This is a genomic window from uncultured Salinicola sp., assembly GCF_937921195.1.
Lineage (GTDB): Bacteria > Pseudomonadota > Gammaproteobacteria > Pseudomonadales > Halomonadaceae > Salinicola.
Genome location: NZ_CALFQK010000052.1, coordinates 50,798 through 69,299, shown reverse-complemented (window position 1 = coordinate 69,299; position 18,502 = coordinate 50,798). Strand labels below are relative to the sequence as shown.

At 65.9% G+C, this 18,502-nt stretch carries 15 protein-coding genes; 10 read left to right on the top strand and 5 right to left on the bottom strand.

All coding sequences use genetic code 11. The annotated features are described in order from the left end of the window. The 8 genes from Q0602_RS04610 to Q0602_RS04575 all read left to right on the top strand — a co-directional run. Window positions 1-965 (top strand): 3,4-dihydroxy-2-butanone-4-phosphate synthase (locus tag Q0602_RS04610; RefSeq protein WP_298839601.1); only part of this gene is annotated, 965 nt, incomplete at its 5' end. A gap of 170 nt (window positions 966-1,135) precedes the next feature. Continuing rightward, complete coding sequence (gene ribE / locus Q0602_RS04605) at window positions 1,136-1,618, top strand: 6,7-dimethyl-8-ribityllumazine synthase (protein ID WP_295036869.1); 483 nt, start codon at window positions 1,136-1,138, stop codon at window positions 1,616-1,618. Continuing rightward, window positions 1,615-2,115: a transcription antitermination factor NusB gene (nusB, locus tag Q0602_RS04600; RefSeq protein ID WP_110603001.1), complete on the top strand. Its 501-nt coding sequence runs from the start codon at window positions 1,615-1,617 to the stop codon at window positions 2,113-2,115. The genes ribE and nusB overlap by 4 nt, the downstream gene beginning before the upstream one ends. 16 nt (window positions 2,116-2,131) lie before the next feature. Beyond that, window positions 2,132-3,088: a thiamine-phosphate kinase gene (gene thiL / locus Q0602_RS04595; RefSeq protein ID WP_298839596.1), complete on the top strand. Its 957-nt coding sequence runs from the start codon at window positions 2,132-2,134 to the stop codon at window positions 3,086-3,088. Further along, on the top strand, window positions 3,085-3,558 hold the full coding sequence (locus Q0602_RS04590; protein ID WP_295036864.1) for a phosphatidylglycerophosphatase A: 474 nt from the start codon (window positions 3,085-3,087) through the stop codon (window positions 3,556-3,558). Before thiL ends, Q0602_RS04590 begins: the two co-directional genes overlap by 4 nt. A gap of 261 nt (window positions 3,559-3,819) precedes the next feature. Next, window positions 3,820-5,145 (top strand): DUF945 family protein, encoded by a 1,326-nt coding sequence (locus Q0602_RS04585; RefSeq protein WP_298839593.1) that lies wholly within the window; start codon window positions 3,820-3,822, stop codon window positions 5,143-5,145. A 147-nt stretch (window positions 5,146-5,292) separates the two neighbouring features. Further along, complete coding sequence (gene lon, locus Q0602_RS04580) at window positions 5,293-7,719, top strand: endopeptidase La (RefSeq protein ID WP_298839590.1); 2,427 nt, start codon at window positions 5,293-5,295, stop codon at window positions 7,717-7,719. A gap of 112 nt (window positions 7,720-7,831) precedes the next feature. Next, window positions 7,832-8,449, top strand: a complete 618-nt coding sequence (locus Q0602_RS04575) for a LysE family translocator (protein ID WP_295036860.1) — start codon at window positions 7,832-7,834, stop codon at window positions 8,447-8,449. Window positions 8,450-8,465: 16 nt separating this feature from the next. Here the strand turns inward: Q0602_RS04575 and Q0602_RS04570 are convergent, their stop codons facing one another. From Q0602_RS04570 to Q0602_RS04560, 3 genes are all read right to left on the bottom strand, one after another. Continuing rightward, a complete protein-coding gene (locus Q0602_RS04570) occupies window positions 8,466-9,122 on the bottom strand; it encodes an epoxyqueuosine reductase QueH (RefSeq protein ID WP_298839587.1) in 657 nt (218 codons plus the stop codon). Between the two features lie 85 nt (window positions 9,123-9,207). Then, window positions 9,208-10,122 (bottom strand): DMT family transporter, encoded by a 915-nt coding sequence (locus tag Q0602_RS04565; protein ID WP_298839582.1) that lies wholly within the window; start codon window positions 10,120-10,122, stop codon window positions 9,208-9,210. Window positions 10,123-10,224: 102 nt separating this feature from the next. Next, complete coding sequence (locus tag Q0602_RS04560; protein WP_298839579.1) at window positions 10,225-10,992, bottom strand: SDR family NAD(P)-dependent oxidoreductase; 768 nt, start codon at window positions 10,990-10,992, stop codon at window positions 10,225-10,227. Between the two features lie 420 nt (window positions 10,993-11,412). On the opposite strand from Q0602_RS04560, the gene Q0602_RS04555 reads away from it, so the two are divergent. Then, the gene (locus Q0602_RS04555) at window positions 11,413-12,669 is read left to right on the top strand and encodes an acyltransferase (protein WP_298839576.1); all 1,257 of its coding nucleotides are present in this window, start codon (window positions 11,413-11,415) and stop codon (window positions 12,667-12,669) included. Between the two features lie 74 nt (window positions 12,670-12,743). On the opposite strand, the gene Q0602_RS04550 is transcribed toward Q0602_RS04555, so the two are convergent. Beyond that, the gene (locus Q0602_RS04550) at window positions 12,744-16,121 is read right to left on the bottom strand and encodes a molybdopterin-dependent oxidoreductase (RefSeq protein WP_298839573.1); all 3,378 of its coding nucleotides are present in this window, start codon (window positions 16,119-16,121) and stop codon (window positions 12,744-12,746) included. Between the two features lie 181 nt (window positions 16,122-16,302). On the opposite strand from Q0602_RS04550, the gene Q0602_RS04545 reads away from it, so the two are divergent. Beyond that, the gene (locus tag Q0602_RS04545) at window positions 16,303-17,352 is read left to right on the top strand and encodes an oxidoreductase (protein WP_298839569.1); all 1,050 of its coding nucleotides are present in this window, start codon (window positions 16,303-16,305) and stop codon (window positions 17,350-17,352) included. A 97-nt stretch (window positions 17,353-17,449) separates the two neighbouring features. Here the strand turns inward: Q0602_RS04545 and Q0602_RS04540 are convergent, their stop codons facing one another. Next, complete coding sequence (locus Q0602_RS04540) at window positions 17,450-18,313, bottom strand: 2-keto-3-deoxygluconate permease (RefSeq protein WP_295036848.1); 864 nt, start codon at window positions 18,311-18,313, stop codon at window positions 17,450-17,452. Between the last annotated feature and the right edge of the window lie 189 nt (window positions 18,314-18,502).

Here is an 18,502-nt window from a genome sequence, read left to right as displayed (position 1 = left end):
ACGCTCGCGGCCTGATCTGCCAGCCGATGTCGAAGGCGCGCTGCCAGCAGCTGAAGCTGCCGCTGATGGTCAGCGACAACGGCTCCGGCTACGGCACCAAGTTCACCGTCTCCATCGAGGCCGCCACCGGCGTTTCCACCGGCATTTCTGCAGCGGATCGCGCTCTCACCGTGCGTGCCGCGGCGGCGCGTGGCGCCAAGCCGGAAGATATCGTCCAGCCGGGGCATATCTTTCCGCTGATGGCGGAGCCGGGGGGCGTGCTCCGCCGTGCCGGTCACACCGAGGCGGCCTGCGACCTGGCCGCCATGGCCGGTTTCGAGGCGACGGGCGTGATCTGCGAGATCATGAACGACGACGGCACCATGGCGAGGCGGCCGGAGCTGGAGCGGTTCGCGGCGGAACACGGCATCAAGATCGGCACCATTGCCGACCTGATCCACTACCGCATGCTCAACGAGCGCACCGTCGACGCCGTCGAGCAGATGCCGGTTCGAACGGCCTTCGGCGACATGACGATGCATGTCTTCCACGACACCGTTCAGGACAGGCATCACCTGGCGCTGGTCAAGGGGCAGCCCTCCCGGCACACGCCGACGACGGTGCGGGTGCATGGCGGCGATACCCTCCGCGATCTGCTGGCCCTGTGCCGGGCGGACAGCCACTGGACCGCCCACACGGCACTGGCCGAGATCGGCCGGGCGGAGTCAGGCGTTTTCGTGCTGCTGGATGATGCGCGCCCGCCGGGCGACTTCAAGCAGCAGCTCGACGACGTCCTCGGGCGGGGGGCGTCGCCGCGCAGCAGCGCCACCGATGGTGCCGGGAATTTCCTTTCCATCGGCACCGGGGCGCAGATTCTGCGTCAGCTCGGTGTCGGGAAGATGCGACTGTTGAGCTCGCCGTGGCGTTTCTCGGCGCTCTCCGGTTTCGATCTCGAGGTGGTCGAACTGGTCAGCGGCGACGCCTGACCGAGATTCGAGTCACAGCTCGTGTGAGCATGGTATGGCCGCGCGGCCATGGTAAGATGGCCGGCTTCGCGCGCCGAGCGCTAGGTTCTGGCGCCGGCCAATCAGTCTGTTTTATCGCGTTCAGGTTCGAGTGACTGACGAACCTGACGCAGTGTATCCGGAACCCGACAATGCAACCGATCGCGCAACTGGAAGGTCAGTTCACCGATGTCGATGGCCGTTACGCCATCGTCGTGGGCCGCTTCAATCACCATGTCGTCGACAGCCTCGTCGAGGGTGCCGTCGACAGCCTGACGCGGCACGGCGTCAGTGAAGAGAACATCGAGCTGATCCACGTCCCCGGCGCCTGGGAGCTGCCGCTGGCGGTCAAGCGCGTACTGCAGGTTTCCCGCCCCGACGCCGTCGTCGCGCTGGGCGCGGTGATCCGTGGCGGCACGCCGCACTTCGAATATGTCGCGGGCAACTGCAACTCGTCGTTGAGCAGCCTGCAACTGGAGTTCGTGACGCCCATCGCCAACGGCGTGCTGACGGTCAACTCGATCGACCAGGCCGTCGAGCGTGCTGGCACCAAGGCCGGCAACAAAGGCACCGAGGCAGCCATGGCGGCGATGGAAATGGTATCGCTGTTCAAGCGACTGGGAGGCGAGGCATGAGTTCACCGTCACGTCAGCCGACACCGGCCCAGGAGTCCCGTCGCGCAGCCCGGGAGCTTGCCGTCCAGGGGCTCTACCAGTGGCAGATGACCGGGAAGTCGATCACCGCCGTCGAGGCCGAGTTCCGTTCCCAGATCGCCGACGAGGATCTCGAGGATCACGAGAACTGGCACAAGGTGATGGAGATTGCCGACAAGGCGCTGTTCCACGACCTGCTTCACAATACGGCCAACAACCGCGCGGAGCTCGACGCGGCGATCGCGCCACTGCTCGATCGGCGTCTGGAGGACCTGGACCGCATCGAGCTGGCCATTCTGCGCCTCGGCACCTACGAATTGTCCCGCCGTCCCGAGGTTCCCTACCGGGCCGTGATCAACGAAGGAGTGGAGCTGGCCAAGATATTTGGCGCCACCGACGGCCACAAATACGTCAACGGCATACTCGACAAGCTCGCCTCGCGGCTGCGGGGCGCCGAGGTCGCTGCACGCCGTCGTTGACATGAGTCGCACCTCCTTGAGCGAATTCGACCTGATCGCTCGCTACCTGTCGCGACCCGCGACAGCCGGGCGTAGCGATGTCGTCGTCGGTAACGGCGACGACTGCGCCGTGCTGGCACCCTCTCCGGGGCAGCAGCTGGCGATCAGCGTCGATACGTCGGTGGTCGACGTCCATTTCCCGCATGACGCACCGCCCGCGGCCATTGGCCATCGCGCCCTGGCGGTGGCCTTGAGCGATCTCGCCGCGATGGGCGCGAGAGCCCGCTGGTGCTGCCTGGCGCTGACGCTTCCCGCTGCCGATCCGGTGTGGATCGAGGCCTTCGCCGACGGATTCCGTGGGTTGGCCGAACGCAGCGGCTGCGAACTGGTCGGCGGCGATGTCACTCGCGGTGCGCTGACGATCGGCGTGACGGTCCATGGCGAACTGCCGGCCGGGCAGGCGCTGCGTCGCAGCGGTGCCCGGGAAGGCGATCTGGTCGCGGTGACCGGCTATCCGGGGCGCGCGGCCGCGGGCCTTGCCCGTTGGCAGCAGGGCGAACGCGACCCGGGGCACCCCCTGCTCGAGGCGTATCTGCACCCCGAGCCTCGTCTGTCGGCGGGGGAGGCGCTGCGCGACCTGGCCACCAGCGCCATCGACATCTCCGACGGCCTGCTGGCGGATCTCCGGCACGTGCTGTCGGCCTCCGGAGTGGGCGCCAGGCTCGACCTCGAGTCATTGCCGCTGGCGACGCCGCTGCGGGCGACTCTCGAGCTGGACGAGGTGCGGGAGCGAGTGCTCAATGGTGGCGATGATTACGAACTGCTGGTGACGATGGCCGCCGCCGATCTCGCCGAGGCGCAGCGCCGCCTGGCGCCGCTCCACCTGCCGTTGACGCCGATCGGACGAATCGTCGCTGCCGCGGGCATTCACGGCATCGAACCCCGCTATCTCGAGCGCCAGGGCTGGGATCACTTTCCGGAGGTTCTCCCATGAACCGGGCTCCCGCCAGTGTCTGGCGTCGACCGACCCATTTCCTGGCCTTCGGGCTGGGCAGTGGCGCCGTGCCGTTCGCGCCGGGGACTTTCGGGACGCTGGCGGCGATACCTTTCTATTGGTTGCTGTCGGGACTGCCGCTGGCAATCTACATGGGGCTGATGGGCGTGGCCACGCTGGTCGGGATCTGGCTCTGCGAAACCACCTCCCGCGATCTCGGGGTGCACGACCATTCGGGTATCGTCTGGGACGAGTTCGTGGGCTACTGGCTCACGATGGCGGCGGTACCGTTTTCCTGGGAGGCCGCGCTGTGGGGATTCGTGGTCTTCCGGGTCTTCGATATTCTCAAGCCCTGGCCGATTCGCTGGGTGGATCGCCGGGTCGCCGGGGGGATCGGCATCATGTTCGACGATATCCTCGCCGGCGTATACGCCTGGAGCACGATGCACCTCTGGTTCTGGCTGCATTGAGCCACGAGCCACGAGCCACGAGCCACGAGCCACGAGCGAAACAAGACGACGTCCCATGCAGGCCGAGTCAGTGTGGATCTAAGGAAACGCTGAATAAATTGCCGAAGGCGATGAAGGGCAAGGCGCACGGCACGCAGAGAACGAGACATAACATGGGGTTAGGCGAGTTCTCGAGTACCGCGCAACACAGCCATTCGCGCCTGTAGGCATTTATGCAGTGGTTCCTAACAGCGTTTCTTACGTCAACGTCTGGAGCAGTGCATGCGTAAATGGATGATCGCAGGAGCGGTCGTGATCGTGTTGGCCGGCGGCGGCTACCTGGGGGCCCAGGCCTATTCTAGCCAGCGCTTCGATAGCGAGATGGACAAGCTGGTCGCGCGGCTCGACGCTCGCCCCGACTGGAAGGTCTCGCGCGAGGAGGTCGACAGCGGCTGGTTTCACTCATCCGGCAGCATCGAGGCGCGTTATGTCGCGGTAGCGCGGGGCGCTGACGCCGTCGCGGTCGACGTCCCCTATCGGGCGAATCATGGCCTGCTCGAGACGACCCTGGATGGAGAGGCGCAGGTACGCGATGATGGGGGCCAGACGCTATTCGGCGACGTGCTCGAGAGCCAGGGGCCGATGACCTGGAGCGGGCGCTTCCTGACCCGCGAGCAGAAGCTGGAGGGCCACTTCACCCTGCCGAGTTTCTCGCAGACGGTCACCGTGCCGGCACGCGAGGTCGCGGGGGAGGTGACGCCGGCTCGTGACATGCAGCTGGAGTCCGCCGAATCGACGCTCGACGTCGAGCAGGTCGGCGATCATGTCACCATGAAAGGAGAGGCTCCGCGGCTGCGATTGACCGACGATCAGACCGACGTCCTGATCGAGGGGGCGACGGTTTCCGGAACGTTCGAGGGCGACGACCAGGCGTTCCATCAGGAGATGGCGCTGACGTTCCCCACCACGACGGTCACGCCCAGCGGCAGCCCCAGCGTGGTCACCCGGGATATCGGCTACGCGGTGGATGCGACGCTCGACGCCGATCAGTTGACGATGCAGCTGAAGGCCGACCTGGGCGATACCCGAATCCAGGATCAGTCGGTCTTCAGCGGCGGCTTCACGCTGGCGCTGGATCGGGTCGACGGTGACGCCTACCGGGCTCTGGCGAAGGCGCTGGAAGAGAACCTGACGGCCATTCAGACCGCCGCCGACGCCGATGACGACCAGGCGCTCGAGTCCGCACTGGCGCCGTTGCAGCCGTCGATCCAGGCGCTGCTCGCCGGGTCGCCGCGCCTGTCGCTGGAGAGTCTCAGCGCCGACAGCCCGATGCTGGGCATGAAGATGCGCGGCGAGGGCGAACTCAGTGTCGATGGCGCCGGCATCGAAGCGTGGGATCCCGAGACGATGAGCGACGAGGCGCTGGAGCGTGGGCTCCTCCGCCGCCTGCAGGGCAGCCTCACCCTCGAGGGCGCGCCGGCCATGCTGCTGATGACGCTCGGACTGCCGCTGGGCAGCGATCCGCTACAGGTCGAACTGGCGGATGGCGTCCTCGACGTCGATGGTCAGCGGATACCGCTGTTGCCGCCGGCGAACGACTCGAGCTGACAGCGTCCAGATGCCTGACGGGGCCGCGCTTTCGAGCGCGGCCCGACGATTTCCGCGCCGATCTCCGGTCGCCGACTTGAACTCCCGCCCCTGTGCCCACATCCCTTGGTCATTCGGCCAGCTTTGGCCTCGAACTCAGGGTGAATGATGAGCGAACACGACCGCGACGCCACGGACTACTTCGAAGCCAGCCAGGACGCCGTTGGAGGCGACCCCAAGTCGCAGCGAGCCGCCGGTGCCGTCGTCCCTTCCGGTGATTATCTGCCGGAACGGATCTATCTCCTTCCCATCCACAACCGTCCTTTCTTCCCCGCCCAGGTGCAGCCGCTGATCATCCAGCGCCAGCGCTGGGAGGAGACGATGAAGCGCGTCGCCAACACCCCCCATCACATGGTGGGCGTGGCGTTCGTGGGCGATGTGGGCATGGAGGAATTGAACCCCGGCAGCTTCCCGGAGATCGGCACGGCGGTGAAGGTTCATCGCAACCAGACCGAGGAACAGCAGATCCAGTTCATCGCCCAGGGGATGCGGCGCTTTCGCATTCACCGCTGGCTGTCGAAGACACCGCCCTACCTGGTGGAGGTCTCCTATCCTCGCGAGCCGGTCGATGCCGAGGCGGAGGAAGCGCGCGCCTACGCGATGTCGTTGATCAACGGCATCAAGGAACTGCTGCCCATCAACCCCCTCTACGGCGAGGAGCTGAAGAGCTATCTCAACCGCTTCAGCCCGCACGAACCGGGTCCGTTGACCGATTTCGCTGCAGCCATCACCTCCGCCAAGGGCAAGGAGCTGCAGAACGTGCTCGAGACCCTGCCGATCATGGATCGGATGCAGAAGGTGCTGCCGCTGCTGCGCAAGGAGATCGAGGTCGCCCAGCTGCAGAACCAGATCAGCGAACAGGTCAACTCGCAGATGCAGGAGCGCCAGCGCGAGTTCTTCCTGCGCGAGCAGCTCAAGGTCATCCAGAAAGAGCTCGGTATCTCCAAGGACGATCGCGAGAGCGACGTCGACACCTTCCGCGGCCGTCTCGAGGCGCTGCGGGTGCCGGAGCGGGTTCAGGAGCGCATCGACGACGAGCTGAACAAGCTGTCGGTGCTGGAGACCGGTTCGCCGGAGTATGGCACCACCCGCAACTATCTCGACTGGCTGACGTCGCTGCCCTGGGGCATCACCTCGGAGGACCAGCTCGATCTCAAGCGGGCCCGCGGCGTGCTCGATCGCGATCACGACGGGTTGAACGACGTCAAGGAACGCATCATCGAGTTTCTGGCGGAGGGGTCGTTCAAGGGCGATGTGGGCGGTTCCATCGTGCTGCTGGTCGGCCCGCCCGGGGTGGGCAAGACCTCCGTCGGCCGCTCCATCGCCGATGCCCTGGGGCGCAAGTTCTATCGCTTCTCGGTGGGCGGCATGCGCGACGAGGCGGAGATCAAGGGCCACCGACGCACCTATATCGGTGCCATGCCGGGCAAGCTGGTGCAGGCGCTCAAGGAGGTGGAGGTCGAGAATCCGGTGATCATGCTCGACGAGATCGACAAGATGGGACAGTCGTTCCAGGGGGATCCGGCCTCGGCGCTGCTGGAGGTGCTCGACCCCGAGCAGAACGTCGATTTCCTCGATCACTACCTCGACGTGCGGCTGGATCTCTCCAAGGTGCTGTTCGTCTGTACCGCCAACCAGCTCGACACCATTCCCGGGCCACTGCTCGATCGCATGGAGCAGATCCGGCTCTCGGGCTACATCGCCGAGGAGAAGGTGGCGATCGCCAAGCACCATCTGTGGCCGAAGCTGTTGAAGCGTGATCGCATCCCCAAGAAACGCATCAACCTGACCGATGCCGCGCTCAAGCAGGTGATCGAGGGCTACGCCCGCGAGGCCGGCGTCCGACAGCTGGAGAAGCAGCTGCACCGGATCGTGCGCAAGGCGGCGGTCAAGATGCTCGAGCAGAACCAGGAGACGGTCAAGGTCTCGGTCAACAACCTGGAGGAGTTCCTCGGCGCACCGCTGTTCCGCAAGGAGAAGGTGCTCAAGGGCGTTGGCGTGGTCACCGGACTGGCCTGGACGGCCATGGGCGGTGCCACCTTGCCCATCGAGGCGACCAAGGTGCATGCGCTGACCCGTGGCTTCAAGCTCACCGGCAAGCTGGGCGAGGTGATGCAGGAGTCGGCCAATATCGCCTACAGCTATACCCTGGGCCACCTGGGCGAATATGGCGCCGACGCCGACTTCTTCAACGAAGCGTTCGTCCATCTCCACGTGCCGGAGGGGGCAACGCCCAAGGATGGCCCTTCGGCGGGCGTCACCATGACCACGGCGCTGATGTCGCTGGCCCGGAACCAGAGCATCGACCGGCCGCTGGCGATGACCGGCGAGCTGACGCTGACCGGGCAGGTGCTACCGGTCGGCGGCATCCGCGAGAAGGTGATTGCCGCCCGGCGCAGCGAGATCTTCGAACTGATCCTGCCGGAGGCCAACAAGCGCGATTACGACGAGTTGCCGGACTATCTCAAGGCGGGAGTGACGGTGCATTTCGCCAAGGTCTATCAAGACGTTTCCAGGGTGGTCTTCGGCCGCTGAGACCGTGGTCTCTCAAGGCGTGCCCGGACGACGCCATTGGCGGCAGTGCACTTGCGCTGCCGCTGGCCGGAATCGGATAATCGACGCTCGTCGATAAAGGAACGCGATCGCCATGGCTCTCGAAAGCGCCGTCACCTATCTGCTGGCCATCTTCCTGTTTGCCATCACGCCGGGCCCGGGAGTGTTCGCCCTGATCGCCACGGGCATGAACGCGGGGTTTCGTCGATGTCTGCCGATGGCGGTGGGCATGACACTCAGCGACGTGCTCTACCTGCTGCTCGCGACCTTCGGCCTGGCCACCATCGCGGAGCACTGGGGCGAAGTCTTCGGCGTGATTCGCGTGCTGGGGGCGCTGTATCTGTTCTATCTCGGCTGGAAACTATGGAGAGCCCCGGTGCAGAACGCGGAGGTGGCCTCGCCCGGCAAGCCTGGCGGCAATCTGGCCGGTGTGGCGCAGGGATTTCTGATCTCCGCCTCGAACCCCAAGGTGATCCTGTTCTATATCGCTTTCCTGCCCACGTTCGTCGATCTGGAGCGGCTCGGCGGTTCCGCCCTGGCGCTGTTGGTCATGCTGACGGTCGCGGGTCTGATGGCGGGGCTCTGTCTGGTCGCCGTCGGTGCCGCAAGAGCGCGGAGAGCCCTGCGGTCGACCCGGGCGCAGCGCAGACTGAACCGGGGCGCCGGTTCGCTGATGATCGGCGCCGGCGCGCTGTTGATAGCGAAAAGCTAGTGGCGAGGCGCGAGCGTCACTCGTCATCGCCATAGTACTGGACGCCGAGCCGGATCAGGTCGCGGCCCTGCGCCTTGCGGTGGAGATTGGAGTCGCGTAGCGAATAGACGCAGCCGCAATACTCCTGCTGGTAGAAACGCTCGCGCTTGCTGATCTCGATCATGCGCTTCGATCCGCCTTTCTTGCGCCAGTTGTAATCCCAGTACTCGATTCCCTCGTAGGGCGCGGCGGCGCGATGGCCGCAGTCGTTGATCTGGTTCATGTCCTTCCAGCGCGAGATGCCCAGCGAGCTGGAGATCAGCGTGTAGCCGTTCTCCTTGGCGTAGAGCGCCGTGCGCTCGAAGCGCATGTCGAAGCACATGGTGCAACGAATGCCGCGCTCCGGTTCGTACTCCATCCCTTTGGCTCGGGCGAACCAGTTGTCGGTATCGTAGTCGGCATCGATGAATTCGATGCCGTGCTGCTCGGCGAAGCGGATGTTCTCCTCCTTGCGCAGCAGGTACTCCTTCTTGGGGTGGATGTTCGGGTTGTAGAAGAAGATCGCGTAGTCGATGCCGGAGGCGTGAAGCGCTTCCATGACCTCCCCCGAGCAGGGGGCGCAGCAGGAGTGAAGCAGCAGCTTGGTATGCCCTGGGGGCAGGTGGAGCGTCTGGCGCTCATCGGCGGTGGACATGGTGGGATTGGCCTAGTCGTGAAGCAATTTCCGAATCATGGCTCATGGTGCGTCGCGAGCCTGGTGTCGTCAACGTCGAGTCTCTTCAGCGGCGTCTTCGCCGGCCACTGACCAGGGCCACCCCGACGGCGGCGATGGCCATGCCCAGCCAGGCAACGGGGGGCATGGCTTCGTCGATGAGCCACCAGGAGAACAGCGCGGCGCAGGGCGGCACCAGGTAGAACAGGGCGGATACCCGGGAGGCCTCGCCGCGGCGGATCATCGCCAGCAGCAGCGAGATGGCGATCAACGAGTTGCCGATGACCAGATAGGCCAGCGATCCGACCAGCGCACCATCCAGCTCGAACGTGAAGTGGCCGAAGAGCGCGATCAGCGGCAGCGTCGTGATCAAGCCGGTCAGGTATTGGATGAGATTGGCGCTGATCGGATGGAGTGGCTCGCCAAAGCGCTTCTCGTAGAGTGTCGCACCGCTCATTCCCAGCAGGGCGGCCAGCGCCAGCAGCAACCCGCCGACCGTCGTACTCTCCACGGTCGAGCGACCGACGATGACCACCACGGCGCCCACGAAGCCCAGCAGGAAGCCGATCCAGCGCCGCCTGCCGATGGTTTCTCCCACCATGGCCGGGGCCGCCAGGGCGACCAGTATCGGCTGCAGTGACACGATCAGCGCCACCACGCCGGCGGAACTGCCGAGGGCGAAGGCGCTGTAGCAGCAGCCGAAGTAGACGGTCTGGATCAGGAAGCCGACCACCGCCTGATGGCCCCAGGCGCCGAGCCTGGCCGGCATCGGTGGGCGCAGCCATAGCCAGACCGGCAGCATGATCAGCAGCACCAGCGCGAAGCGAAGCCCCAGAAACAGCAGCGGATCGACGTGCTGCGTGCCGATCTTGGCGACCGGGAATCCCAGTGACCACAACAGCAGGAAAAGGCCCGGCGCCGTTGCGAGCCATAACGGTTGACGCCGGCGAGCGGATGGCTCTGCCATGGAGGATTCAGTCATGTCGATCCGTCGTGGAAAGGGTGGGGCAGCGGCCGGTGTCCCGAACCGCTGGCGCCTCACGAAAGCGATTCCCGGCAGTGCCGGGAATCTCGCCGGTGTGTCTCAGTCCCGTTCCACCGACAGGCCGCCCCAGGATTGGCAGACCGGCATCAGCTCGAGACGGTTGATGTTGAGGTGCGGCGGCAGCGTCGCGGCGAGAAAGACCTGTTCGGCGACATCTTCCGGCTGGATAGGCTCCACGCCGCCGTAGAGCTTGTCGTGAGCGCTCTGGTCGCCCTTCATCCGGACCAGCGTGAATTCGGTTTCCGACATGCCGGGGGCGATATCGGTGACGCGAACCCCGGTGCCCTTGAGATCGCAGCGCAGGTTGTAGGAGAACTGATTGACGAACGCCTTGGACGCGCCGTAGACATGGCTGCCGGGGTAGGGCCATAGCGCCGCGGTGGAGCTGATGTTGACGATGGTCGCGCCGCGCCCGACATCGATCAACGTCGGCAACAGCGTTCGCGTCACGTTGACCAGGCCGGTGATGTTGGTATCGATCACCGTCTGCCAGTCGTCCAGGTTGGCCTCCTGGGCCGGGCCGGCACCCAGGGCCAGTCCGGCGTTGTTGACCAGCACCTTCACCGCCTTGAAATCCGAGGGCAGCTCCTCCACCACCCGGGCGACCGCCTCCCGGTCGCGCACGTCCAGTGTAGCGACGTGCACCGGGACCTGGCTCTCCAACTCGCTTTTGACCGCCTCCAGCCGCTCCTGGCGACGGCCGCTGAGGACCAGTGACCAGCCGGCTTGGGCAAAGCGGTGGGCACAGGCACGTCCGAATCCCGAGGTGGCACCGGTAATGAAAGCGACGGGGGATTGCTGGTTCATGGTAACTCCTGGTCGAGATGAGTGTGGGGGTGCGCAAAGACAACCCGCGCGGGGCGCTTGAGGGTCGAGGGAATCCGAGGGCGCGTCCCGATGACCCGTCAGCGCGGTGGCCGAGTGTCTGCTGGTGGCGACAGCGCCAGGGCGTTTGTGTAAAAACGAGTGATTCCCGGGGCCGCCGAGCGGTTTTTGTTGCGATGTTGTTACAATTTGACGACGATCATGACACGATCCGTGCCTACCGTCGCGGCGCGCCCCCGCCCTTCGATAATAACGTCATAACGACCCCGCGCAATCGCTTCGCATCGCGTTAGCCGTTCTTCCACGGCGCCGTTTCGGTATCGCGCTCACTGGCGTGAGGTGCGCCTCGTCCGTCGATCACGTCGTCAGGCACTGTCCGGCGGTAAGAAAGGAGGTGACAGGATGTCCACTATCAAACGACAGCGATACTACGGCCTGGAGTGGCTGCGCTTTCTAATGGCGTTGTGGATGGTCGCCTATCACTTCGGCGGCATCTATAGCGACATGCCGGGGATGCTGAGAAGCTTCATCGGCATGGGCTTTTTCGCCACCAGCACCTTTTTCATGCTGTCCGGGTTCCTGCTCGCCCACGTGGCGCTGGATCATGCCGGGGAGATGAAGATGCACGGCCCCGCGTTCGTCGCCAAACGCTTGTGCAACCTCTATCCGATTCATGTCATGACGATGCTGCTGTCGATCGGATTGCTGTTGATCCAGTATCCCATTCGCCCCGAAGGGGTTCATGTCTACTTCAATACGCACCCCTATTATCCCCTGAGCGACGAGGTGAGGGCCGACTTCGCCGAGCGATTGTCGTGGCCCAGCGCCATTGGCCATATCGCGCTGCAACTGACGCTCCTCCAGGCCTGGGAGCCGCGCTTCCTGTGGCTCAACGGGGCCTCGTGGTCGATCTCCGCACTGCTCTTCTTCTACGCCTGCTTCCCGTGGTTGGCGCCGCGACTGATGCGGGTCCAGCGCTGGGGCCTGGTGCTGCTGGGCATCTGGGGGCTCTACGCGCTGGGGCCGCTCGTCGCCACGCTGGCGGGGTCGTTCGATTACGTGACGGTTGGCGTGCTCCATCGCAACCCGCTGTTTCGGCTGCCAGAGTTCCTGACCGGCATCGTGCTCTATCGCGCCTGGCAGTCCCCGCGCGTCGGCGACCTGGTACGGCGGTTCCGCTACCCGCTGCTGGCGCTGGGCCTGTGCGGCGTCCCCGTCGGGGTCCTGCTGTTGAACATGGACGGGCTGCATCTCTACTACCTGACCCACAATGGCCTGCTGCTGCCATTCCAGTCGCTGGTGCTGCTCAGCGTGTGTGCCTTCCCGGCTCCGCAAGGCGCGGCGGTCAAAGCCTGGGCTCAGCGACTGGGGGAGTCCGCGCTGTGTATCTTCGCCCTGCACACGCCGCTGATCGGACCGACCGCGAGGGCGACCCGCTGGCTCTTGCAGCGATGGCACGAGAGCTGGGTCGTGGACAGCAGCAACGTGGCGCTCAAGTTCGCGATCCCGCTCTGGACCATGGCCTTCCACCTCGCCATGATCGTCGTCCTGGCGCTCCTGATGCAGCGCTTCGTGGTCGCGCCGGTCCGCCGATGGCTGGAAGCTCGATTGCCGTCGGCGTGGCAACGGCATTCGGCAGCGAGAGTGGTCCAGGCGTGAGTCCGTCAGCGAGAGCCCGTGTCGGCGGCCCCGCAGGTCGTCGTCATGTGCCTCGTCATGTGCCGGGATGAAAGTCAGGCATCCAGTGTCAGGTCGGTGAGCGGGACGGCCTGGCAACTGAGGCACTGGCCCGCTTCGAGGGCGTTGCTCGGCGCGTCCACCTCCCCCGCGATCACGCCGACGGCGCAACTCTCGCATTGACCGACCCGGCAGCCGCTCGGCAGGGCGACGCCATGCCGCTCGGCGCTGTCGAGCAGCGATCCCTCTTGCGGATGCCAGACGAATTCGGATCCCGTCCGCGCGAGACGGATCCGTCTCGGCTGCAGTCCCCGAGTCGCCGGCGCGGGCGGGGAGAGGAAGATCTCGCTGAAGATGGCCTGGGGGGCGACGCCTCGCGTTCGCAAGGCCGCGGTGAGATCGTCCACCATCGCGGGGCTGGCGCACAGGTAGTAACGCGCCTCCTGTGGCAGTTGCAGTCGCGCCAGGGTCTCGCCGTCGATTCGGCCGCTCATGGAGTGGCCTCGGTCTCCCTCCTCTGGCGCGCTATAGGCCGTAACGATGCGCAACCTCGGGAGCGCCGTCGCGAGTTCCGCCAGGCGTTCCCGAAAGGCGTGCAGATGGCGGTTACGACTGGCGTGGAGCAGCGTGATGTCCGGCATCTGCGGAGAGGTCTCGCGTGACAGCGTCTCGAGCAGCGACAGGAAGGGCGTGATCCCGATACCTCCTGCCATCAGCACGATGGGCAGACGATGGCGGCGCGGAAGCGTGAACTGTCCTGCCGGCGCCTGAATGTCGACCTCGTCGCCCACCGCCACCCGGTCGTGCCAGTAGGCCGAAACGCTCCCCACCGACTGCATCGCATCTGGCGCGCGCCTGATGGAGATACGATAACGCCGATGCCCCGAGGCGTCGGCAGGGCCGGAGAGCGAATAACTGCGCTGGAGATGTCGTCCGTCCCGGGTGAGGCGCGTTGCGATGTGCTGCCCGGGCAGGTAGTCGGGCAGGCTGAGGCCGTCGGCCGGCTCCAGCCAGAACGAGGTGACCTCCGGCGTCTCCACGATTCGCTCGCTCATCCGCATGCGACGATAGCCCTGCCACCTTCCGGGGGCGGTTTGGGAGCGCCTGATATCGCACGGCGCCGAACGCAGCGGCAACGCGCCGCTGATCGGGTCGCGCCGGCGGGTGTCGATGATGGCGTTGACGTTGCGGGAACTGGGGCCATGAAGCGGGGAACCGGGACGCCCGAGATCGTCGCAGGCCTGCCACCAGCCGTAATCGGTGATCACCAGGTCCGGTGCGAGCGTCTCGTCGATGACGACGTCGAGGACGATCGAGCCTCGAACGCCCAGCAGCTCCGCGCGGTCGCCGGCGTTCAATCCTCTGGCACGCGCCAGCTCGGAACCGATGGTCAGCGTCGGTTCCGGCGAGCGCCGCCGCAGCGAGGCAACCTGGCGCTGCTGGCTGTGGCAGTAGAAGCCGTTCTTGACGCTGACCAGGGTCAGCGGAAGGCGTGGCTCGGGAAGTGAGGATGGTCGATAGGCGGGCACCCCGGGATAACCGGCATCGGCCAGCGTCTGCGAGTAGAGTTCCACCCGTCGTGTCGGGGTCTCGAAGCCCCTGGGCCGGCCGGAGGCGTCCTGGATGGCGTAGCCGCGTGGAGTCTGGGTCAGCGCCACCCGGTAGCCCTCGGGTCGTTGGCGCAGGCGTTCGACGTCGAGGCCCGAGGGCGCCAGGATATGGTTCCAGCCGCGTTCGATATCGCCGTCGAAGAACGCTTCGCCCATTCCCAGCCGGCAGCCCAGCGCCATGGCGATGGCATGGTCCGGGCGCGCCTCGCCGCGCGGCGACACCATTGCCGGGCGCAGCTGAACGTGGGCGACGGCGTCGGGATCGATCTCGAAGCCGACCCGCAGCCCCTCGCGTTCCCACGGCGTCCCGACCGGCAGCAGGAGGTCGGCGTAGGCGTTGGTGGGGGAGGGGTAGAGATCGCAATGAACGTGGAATTCGAGCGCGGCAAGGGCGCGCTCGCCGCGGGCGGGATCGGGTTGCGAGACCAGGAAGTTGCCGCCGAAACCGAACAGCATCCTGGGCCGGTAGGGCAGGCCGGTCTCGACGGCCTCGTAGAGGGCTTCGGCACTGATCCAGCCGCTCGACGCGGGCCCTAGCGGCCGTGCGTCGAGACCCAGCGCCTTGCGTCTCTGCGTCTCGGCAAGCAGCTCCAGGTCATTGATGCTGTTGGTCGGCGGCCGGGTCCACTGGCGGTTGCCCCCGGGCCGATCGAAACTGCCGGTCAGTGCGTAGAGCGTCGCCAGTGCGCGCTCGGTCTGGGTAGCGTTCGCGTGCTGGCCGATTCCCGTCCAGGCGTGATAGCTCACGGCCGCTCCGGCCTCGGCGATCATCTCGGCGGCACGAACGATGGTCTCGGTGGAGAGTCCGGTCACGGCGGCGGCGCGTTCCAGTGGCCACTCGTCGCACGCCCGGCGGTAATGGTCGAAGGCGGGGCGGGCATGACACGCCCCGGTGCCTTCCCGCACCAGGCGATAGCGGCCCTCCAGAGCCAGCGCCCGGGTCTGGTCGTTGGTCGGTGGCAGCCGGGTGTCGAGCTCCACGGGTTGCCCGCTCTCGAGATGCCAGGCGAGAAAATTGCCGTTCGAGACTTTCAGGAACTTTCCCGACGCCTCGTCCACCAGCAGAGGCGCATTGCTCCAGTTTCTGATGAACGACTGATCGTAACGCTCGTGGCGAATCAGTTCCCGGGCGATGGCCATCGCCAGCACGCCATCGGTACCCGGGCGTATGGGGAGCCACAGGTCGGCTCTTTTGGCCAGCGGTGTTTCACGCGGGTCGACGACCATGAGCCTGGCGCCGTTGTCACCGCCTGCGGCGATCTCCCCGGCCTGGGCGAGCCAGACGTGTGAAGGGTTGTGCCCCCACAGCACGTTGAGTTTCGAGTTGGCGTAGTCGGCGGTCGGCATGCCGCAGCCGAAGGTGAAACGGTGGGCGACATCCTTGTGCCAGTTGCAGATCTCGGTGCCGTAGAGGGTGTTGGGGCTGCCGTAGAGGCGAATGAAGCGCTCGACCCAGTCGATGCTATCGCTCATCGGCGTGCCGCTGGGGGTCGTGACGCTGAAGACGACGCTTTCCGGCCCGTGCGTGTCCCGGTAATACGCCAGTCTTTCGGCCACGAGGGCCAGCGCCTCTTCCCAGCCGATACGTTCCCAACCCGGGTCTTCCGCGCCCTTGGGGTGCGTTCGCCGCAGCGGATGGAGAATTCGCGCCGGATCGTCGATGAGCTCCGGCGCCGCTCGCCCCTTGGCGCAAGTGGCGCGCCCGGTCGGGTGGCCGGGCAACGCCTCGACCTTGATCAGCCGGTCACCATCGAGATGATTGAGCGTGCCGCATCTCGAGCGGCATAGCGTACAGAAGCCGGGAATCTTGTTCAGCGTTGTCATGGGACCGTACCGGAACGCGCGTCACGGTTAACCGTATCGCTCAGCGTCGTCGAGGGCCAATAGTATCGACTCTGGCTCGCCATGGATTCTTGGCGTTCGAGATGCGATACCCTAGCAAGCGAGTGCGCCTCGCCGGGTCGCCCCGCGAAGCGATTGCGAATTCATCTCTAAGGGAAGCAGCATGAAGGGATCCATCCGTGTGGGGCTGGTCGGCTACGGCATGGCCAGCAAACGGTTCCACGCGCCGCTGATCACCGCGCAGGAAGGCCTGTCTCTGGTGGCGGTGGCAAGCCGGGATGCCGGCAAGGTGAACGCCGACTGGCCGAGCGTGCCGGTGGAGCCAACGCCGGCGGCGCTGTTCGAGCGCGACGATATCGATCTGGTCGTGATCCCCACGCCCAACGCGACGCATTATTCGCTGGTCAGCGAGGCGCTGGCGGCAGGCAAGCATGTCGTGGTCGACAAACCCTTCACGGTGACGGCGGACGAAGCCCGCAAGCTGTGCGATCAGGCCAGCAAGGCCGGACGCCTGCTGTCGGTGTTCCACAACCGGCGCTGGGATTCGGATTTCCTGACGGTGCGCAATCTCATCGACAGTCAGTCGCTGGGCAGGATCGTCCATTTCGAATCCCATTTCGATCGCTTTCGGCCGGAGGTCGCCCAGCGCTGGCGTGAGGATCCCGCCCCCGGCGCCGGTGCCTGGTTCGACCTCGGGTCGCATCTGCTCGATCAGAGTCTGGTACTGTTCGGCACGCCGGATGCCATCTCGCTCGATCTGGCCTGCCAACGGGAGGGGGCCAGGGTCGACGACTATTTCCACGCCGTGCTGCGCTATCGGGAGTGCCGCGTGATCCTCCACGGCGGCACCCTGGTTTCCGCCCCCGGCGCGCGCTTCACCGTTCACGGCACCCGAGCCAGCTATGTCAAGCATGGCCTCGACCCGCAGGAGGAGATGCTCAAGCGCGGTGACCGGCTGCCGTCGCCGCATTGGGGAGAGGATTGGCGCCACGGCATGCTGACGGTCGGCCAGGTACGCGAAGGCATTCAGCCGGAGCTGCACGAAGTACCGACCCTGCCCGGCGACTACCTCGCCTACTACGCCGGCGTCCGAGACGCCATTCAGGGCGGCGCGCCGCTGCCGGTGACGGCCGAAGCCGCGCTGGAGGTCATGCGCGTGCTGGAAGCGGGAATTCGAAGCGCCGAGTCGGGGCAGGTGGTCACGCTGTCGTGACCTCTCCCTGACGTCTCGACCTCCCGCGATGACATCGAGCCAGCGAATTCGCTGGCTCGAGGCGGCGTGATACCGGGGATCGAACCCTCCCCACGACTCATTTCGGGAGGGGAGCGGCCCCCAGGCGGGCCGAAGCGTCGTCATGGGCGCCGTCCTCGGCCGGTATCTCCTCCGGCGATCGCAATTCGCCATTGCGTTTGAGCAGCCACGAGGCGATGGCCGGCGCCATCAGCGCCGAGACCAGCACGCAGGCCGCGACCTGGGTCGTGGCGACACCGACATAGGATTGCAGCGACGGGTCGGCCGCAGCGGCGATTGCCGGTGTGGCGATGGAGTTGCCGGCGGTGGTGCCGGCGGCGAAGCCGATACCGCTGCGTCTGCCGCGTTTCAACAGATATCGATAGCCGAGGTAGACCAGTCCACCGGTGAGCGGGGCGACGAGCAGGCCCAGCGCCAGCCCGGTCAGTCCGCCGTGCAGCACGTCGGTCAGATTGATGCCGGTGCCGAGGCCGAACGAGAAAAAGGGGATCACCATCTCCGGCACCGGACGCATGACCTCGGTCCACTTGGGATCGAGATTGCCGACCAGAATCCCCAGCAGCAGCGGGATGATCGCCGCCATGAACACCTCCAGCGGTATGTCGGCCAGGCCCGATGCGCCGATCAGGATCAGGGTGAAGAAGGGGCCGTCGTTGATGGCGCTGGCAATATAGGCGCCGCGGTCGCGCTGGTCGCCGTAGCGGCCGGTGAAGGCGAGCCAGATACCGCCGTTGCTGTTGTCCATCGCGGCCAGCATGGCCAGGATCGAGATCCCGAACAGGCCCTGCATGCCGGTGGTCAGGCCCAGGATCGCGATCAGCACACCGGGAATCAGGCTCTTGGCCAGGAGTATGACGCTGGCGGTGCCGACGATGGGGCCGGCGTTGCGCGGCGTGATCTGCATGCCGGTGGCGAAGATCAAGGAGGCTGACTCCGCTGATCCCATCAGTCGCGTTGCCAGGCAAAATCCGCTCTCACAAGGCGCGAGGCGAGAAGTTTGGTGGGCCAAAAGAGCGCCGAGCAACGCAGTTGAGAGCGGATTTTGACGGCAACCCGGAGGGACGCGTCTATTTCACTCCCTGGCGTCGTTGCAAAGCCCTCGTGTAAATCT

What these genes read in the sequence shown, in the direction of transcription:
- ribE (WP_295036869.1), top strand. Translation starts at nt 1,136, where the DNA reads ATGCAACCGATCGCGCAACTGGAAGGTCAGTTCACCGATGTCGATGGC.
- nusB (WP_110603001.1), top strand. Translation starts at nt 1,615, where the DNA reads ATGAGTTCACCGTCACGTCAGCCGACACCGGCCCAGGAGTCCCGTCGC.
- Q0602_RS04590 (WP_295036864.1), top strand. Translation starts at nt 3,085, where the DNA reads ATGAACCGGGCTCCCGCCAGTGTCTGGCGTCGACCGACCCATTTCCTG.
- Q0602_RS04585 (WP_298839593.1), top strand. Translation starts at nt 3,820, where the DNA reads ATGCGTAAATGGATGATCGCAGGAGCGGTCGTGATCGTGTTGGCCGGC.
- lon (WP_298839590.1), top strand. Translation starts at nt 5,293, where the DNA reads ATGAGCGAACACGACCGCGACGCCACGGACTACTTCGAAGCCAGCCAG.
- Q0602_RS04575 (WP_295036860.1), top strand. Translation starts at nt 7,832, where the DNA reads ATGGCTCTCGAAAGCGCCGTCACCTATCTGCTGGCCATCTTCCTGTTT.
- Q0602_RS04570 (WP_298839587.1), bottom strand. Translation starts at nt 9,122, where the DNA reads ATGTCCACCGCCGATGAGCGCCAGACGCTCCACCTGCCCCCAGGGCAT.
- Q0602_RS04565 (WP_298839582.1), bottom strand. Translation starts at nt 10,122, where the DNA reads ATGACTGAATCCTCCATGGCAGAGCCATCCGCTCGCCGGCGTCAACCG.
- Q0602_RS04560 (WP_298839579.1), bottom strand. Translation starts at nt 10,992, where the DNA reads ATGAACCAGCAATCCCCCGTCGCTTTCATTACCGGTGCCACCTCGGGA.
- Q0602_RS04555 (WP_298839576.1), top strand. Translation starts at nt 11,413, where the DNA reads ATGTCCACTATCAAACGACAGCGATACTACGGCCTGGAGTGGCTGCGC.
- Q0602_RS04550 (WP_298839573.1), bottom strand. Translation starts at nt 16,121, where the DNA reads ATGACAACGCTGAACAAGATTCCCGGCTTCTGTACGCTATGCCGCTCG.
- Q0602_RS04545 (WP_298839569.1), top strand. Translation starts at nt 16,303, where the DNA reads ATGAAGGGATCCATCCGTGTGGGGCTGGTCGGCTACGGCATGGCCAGC.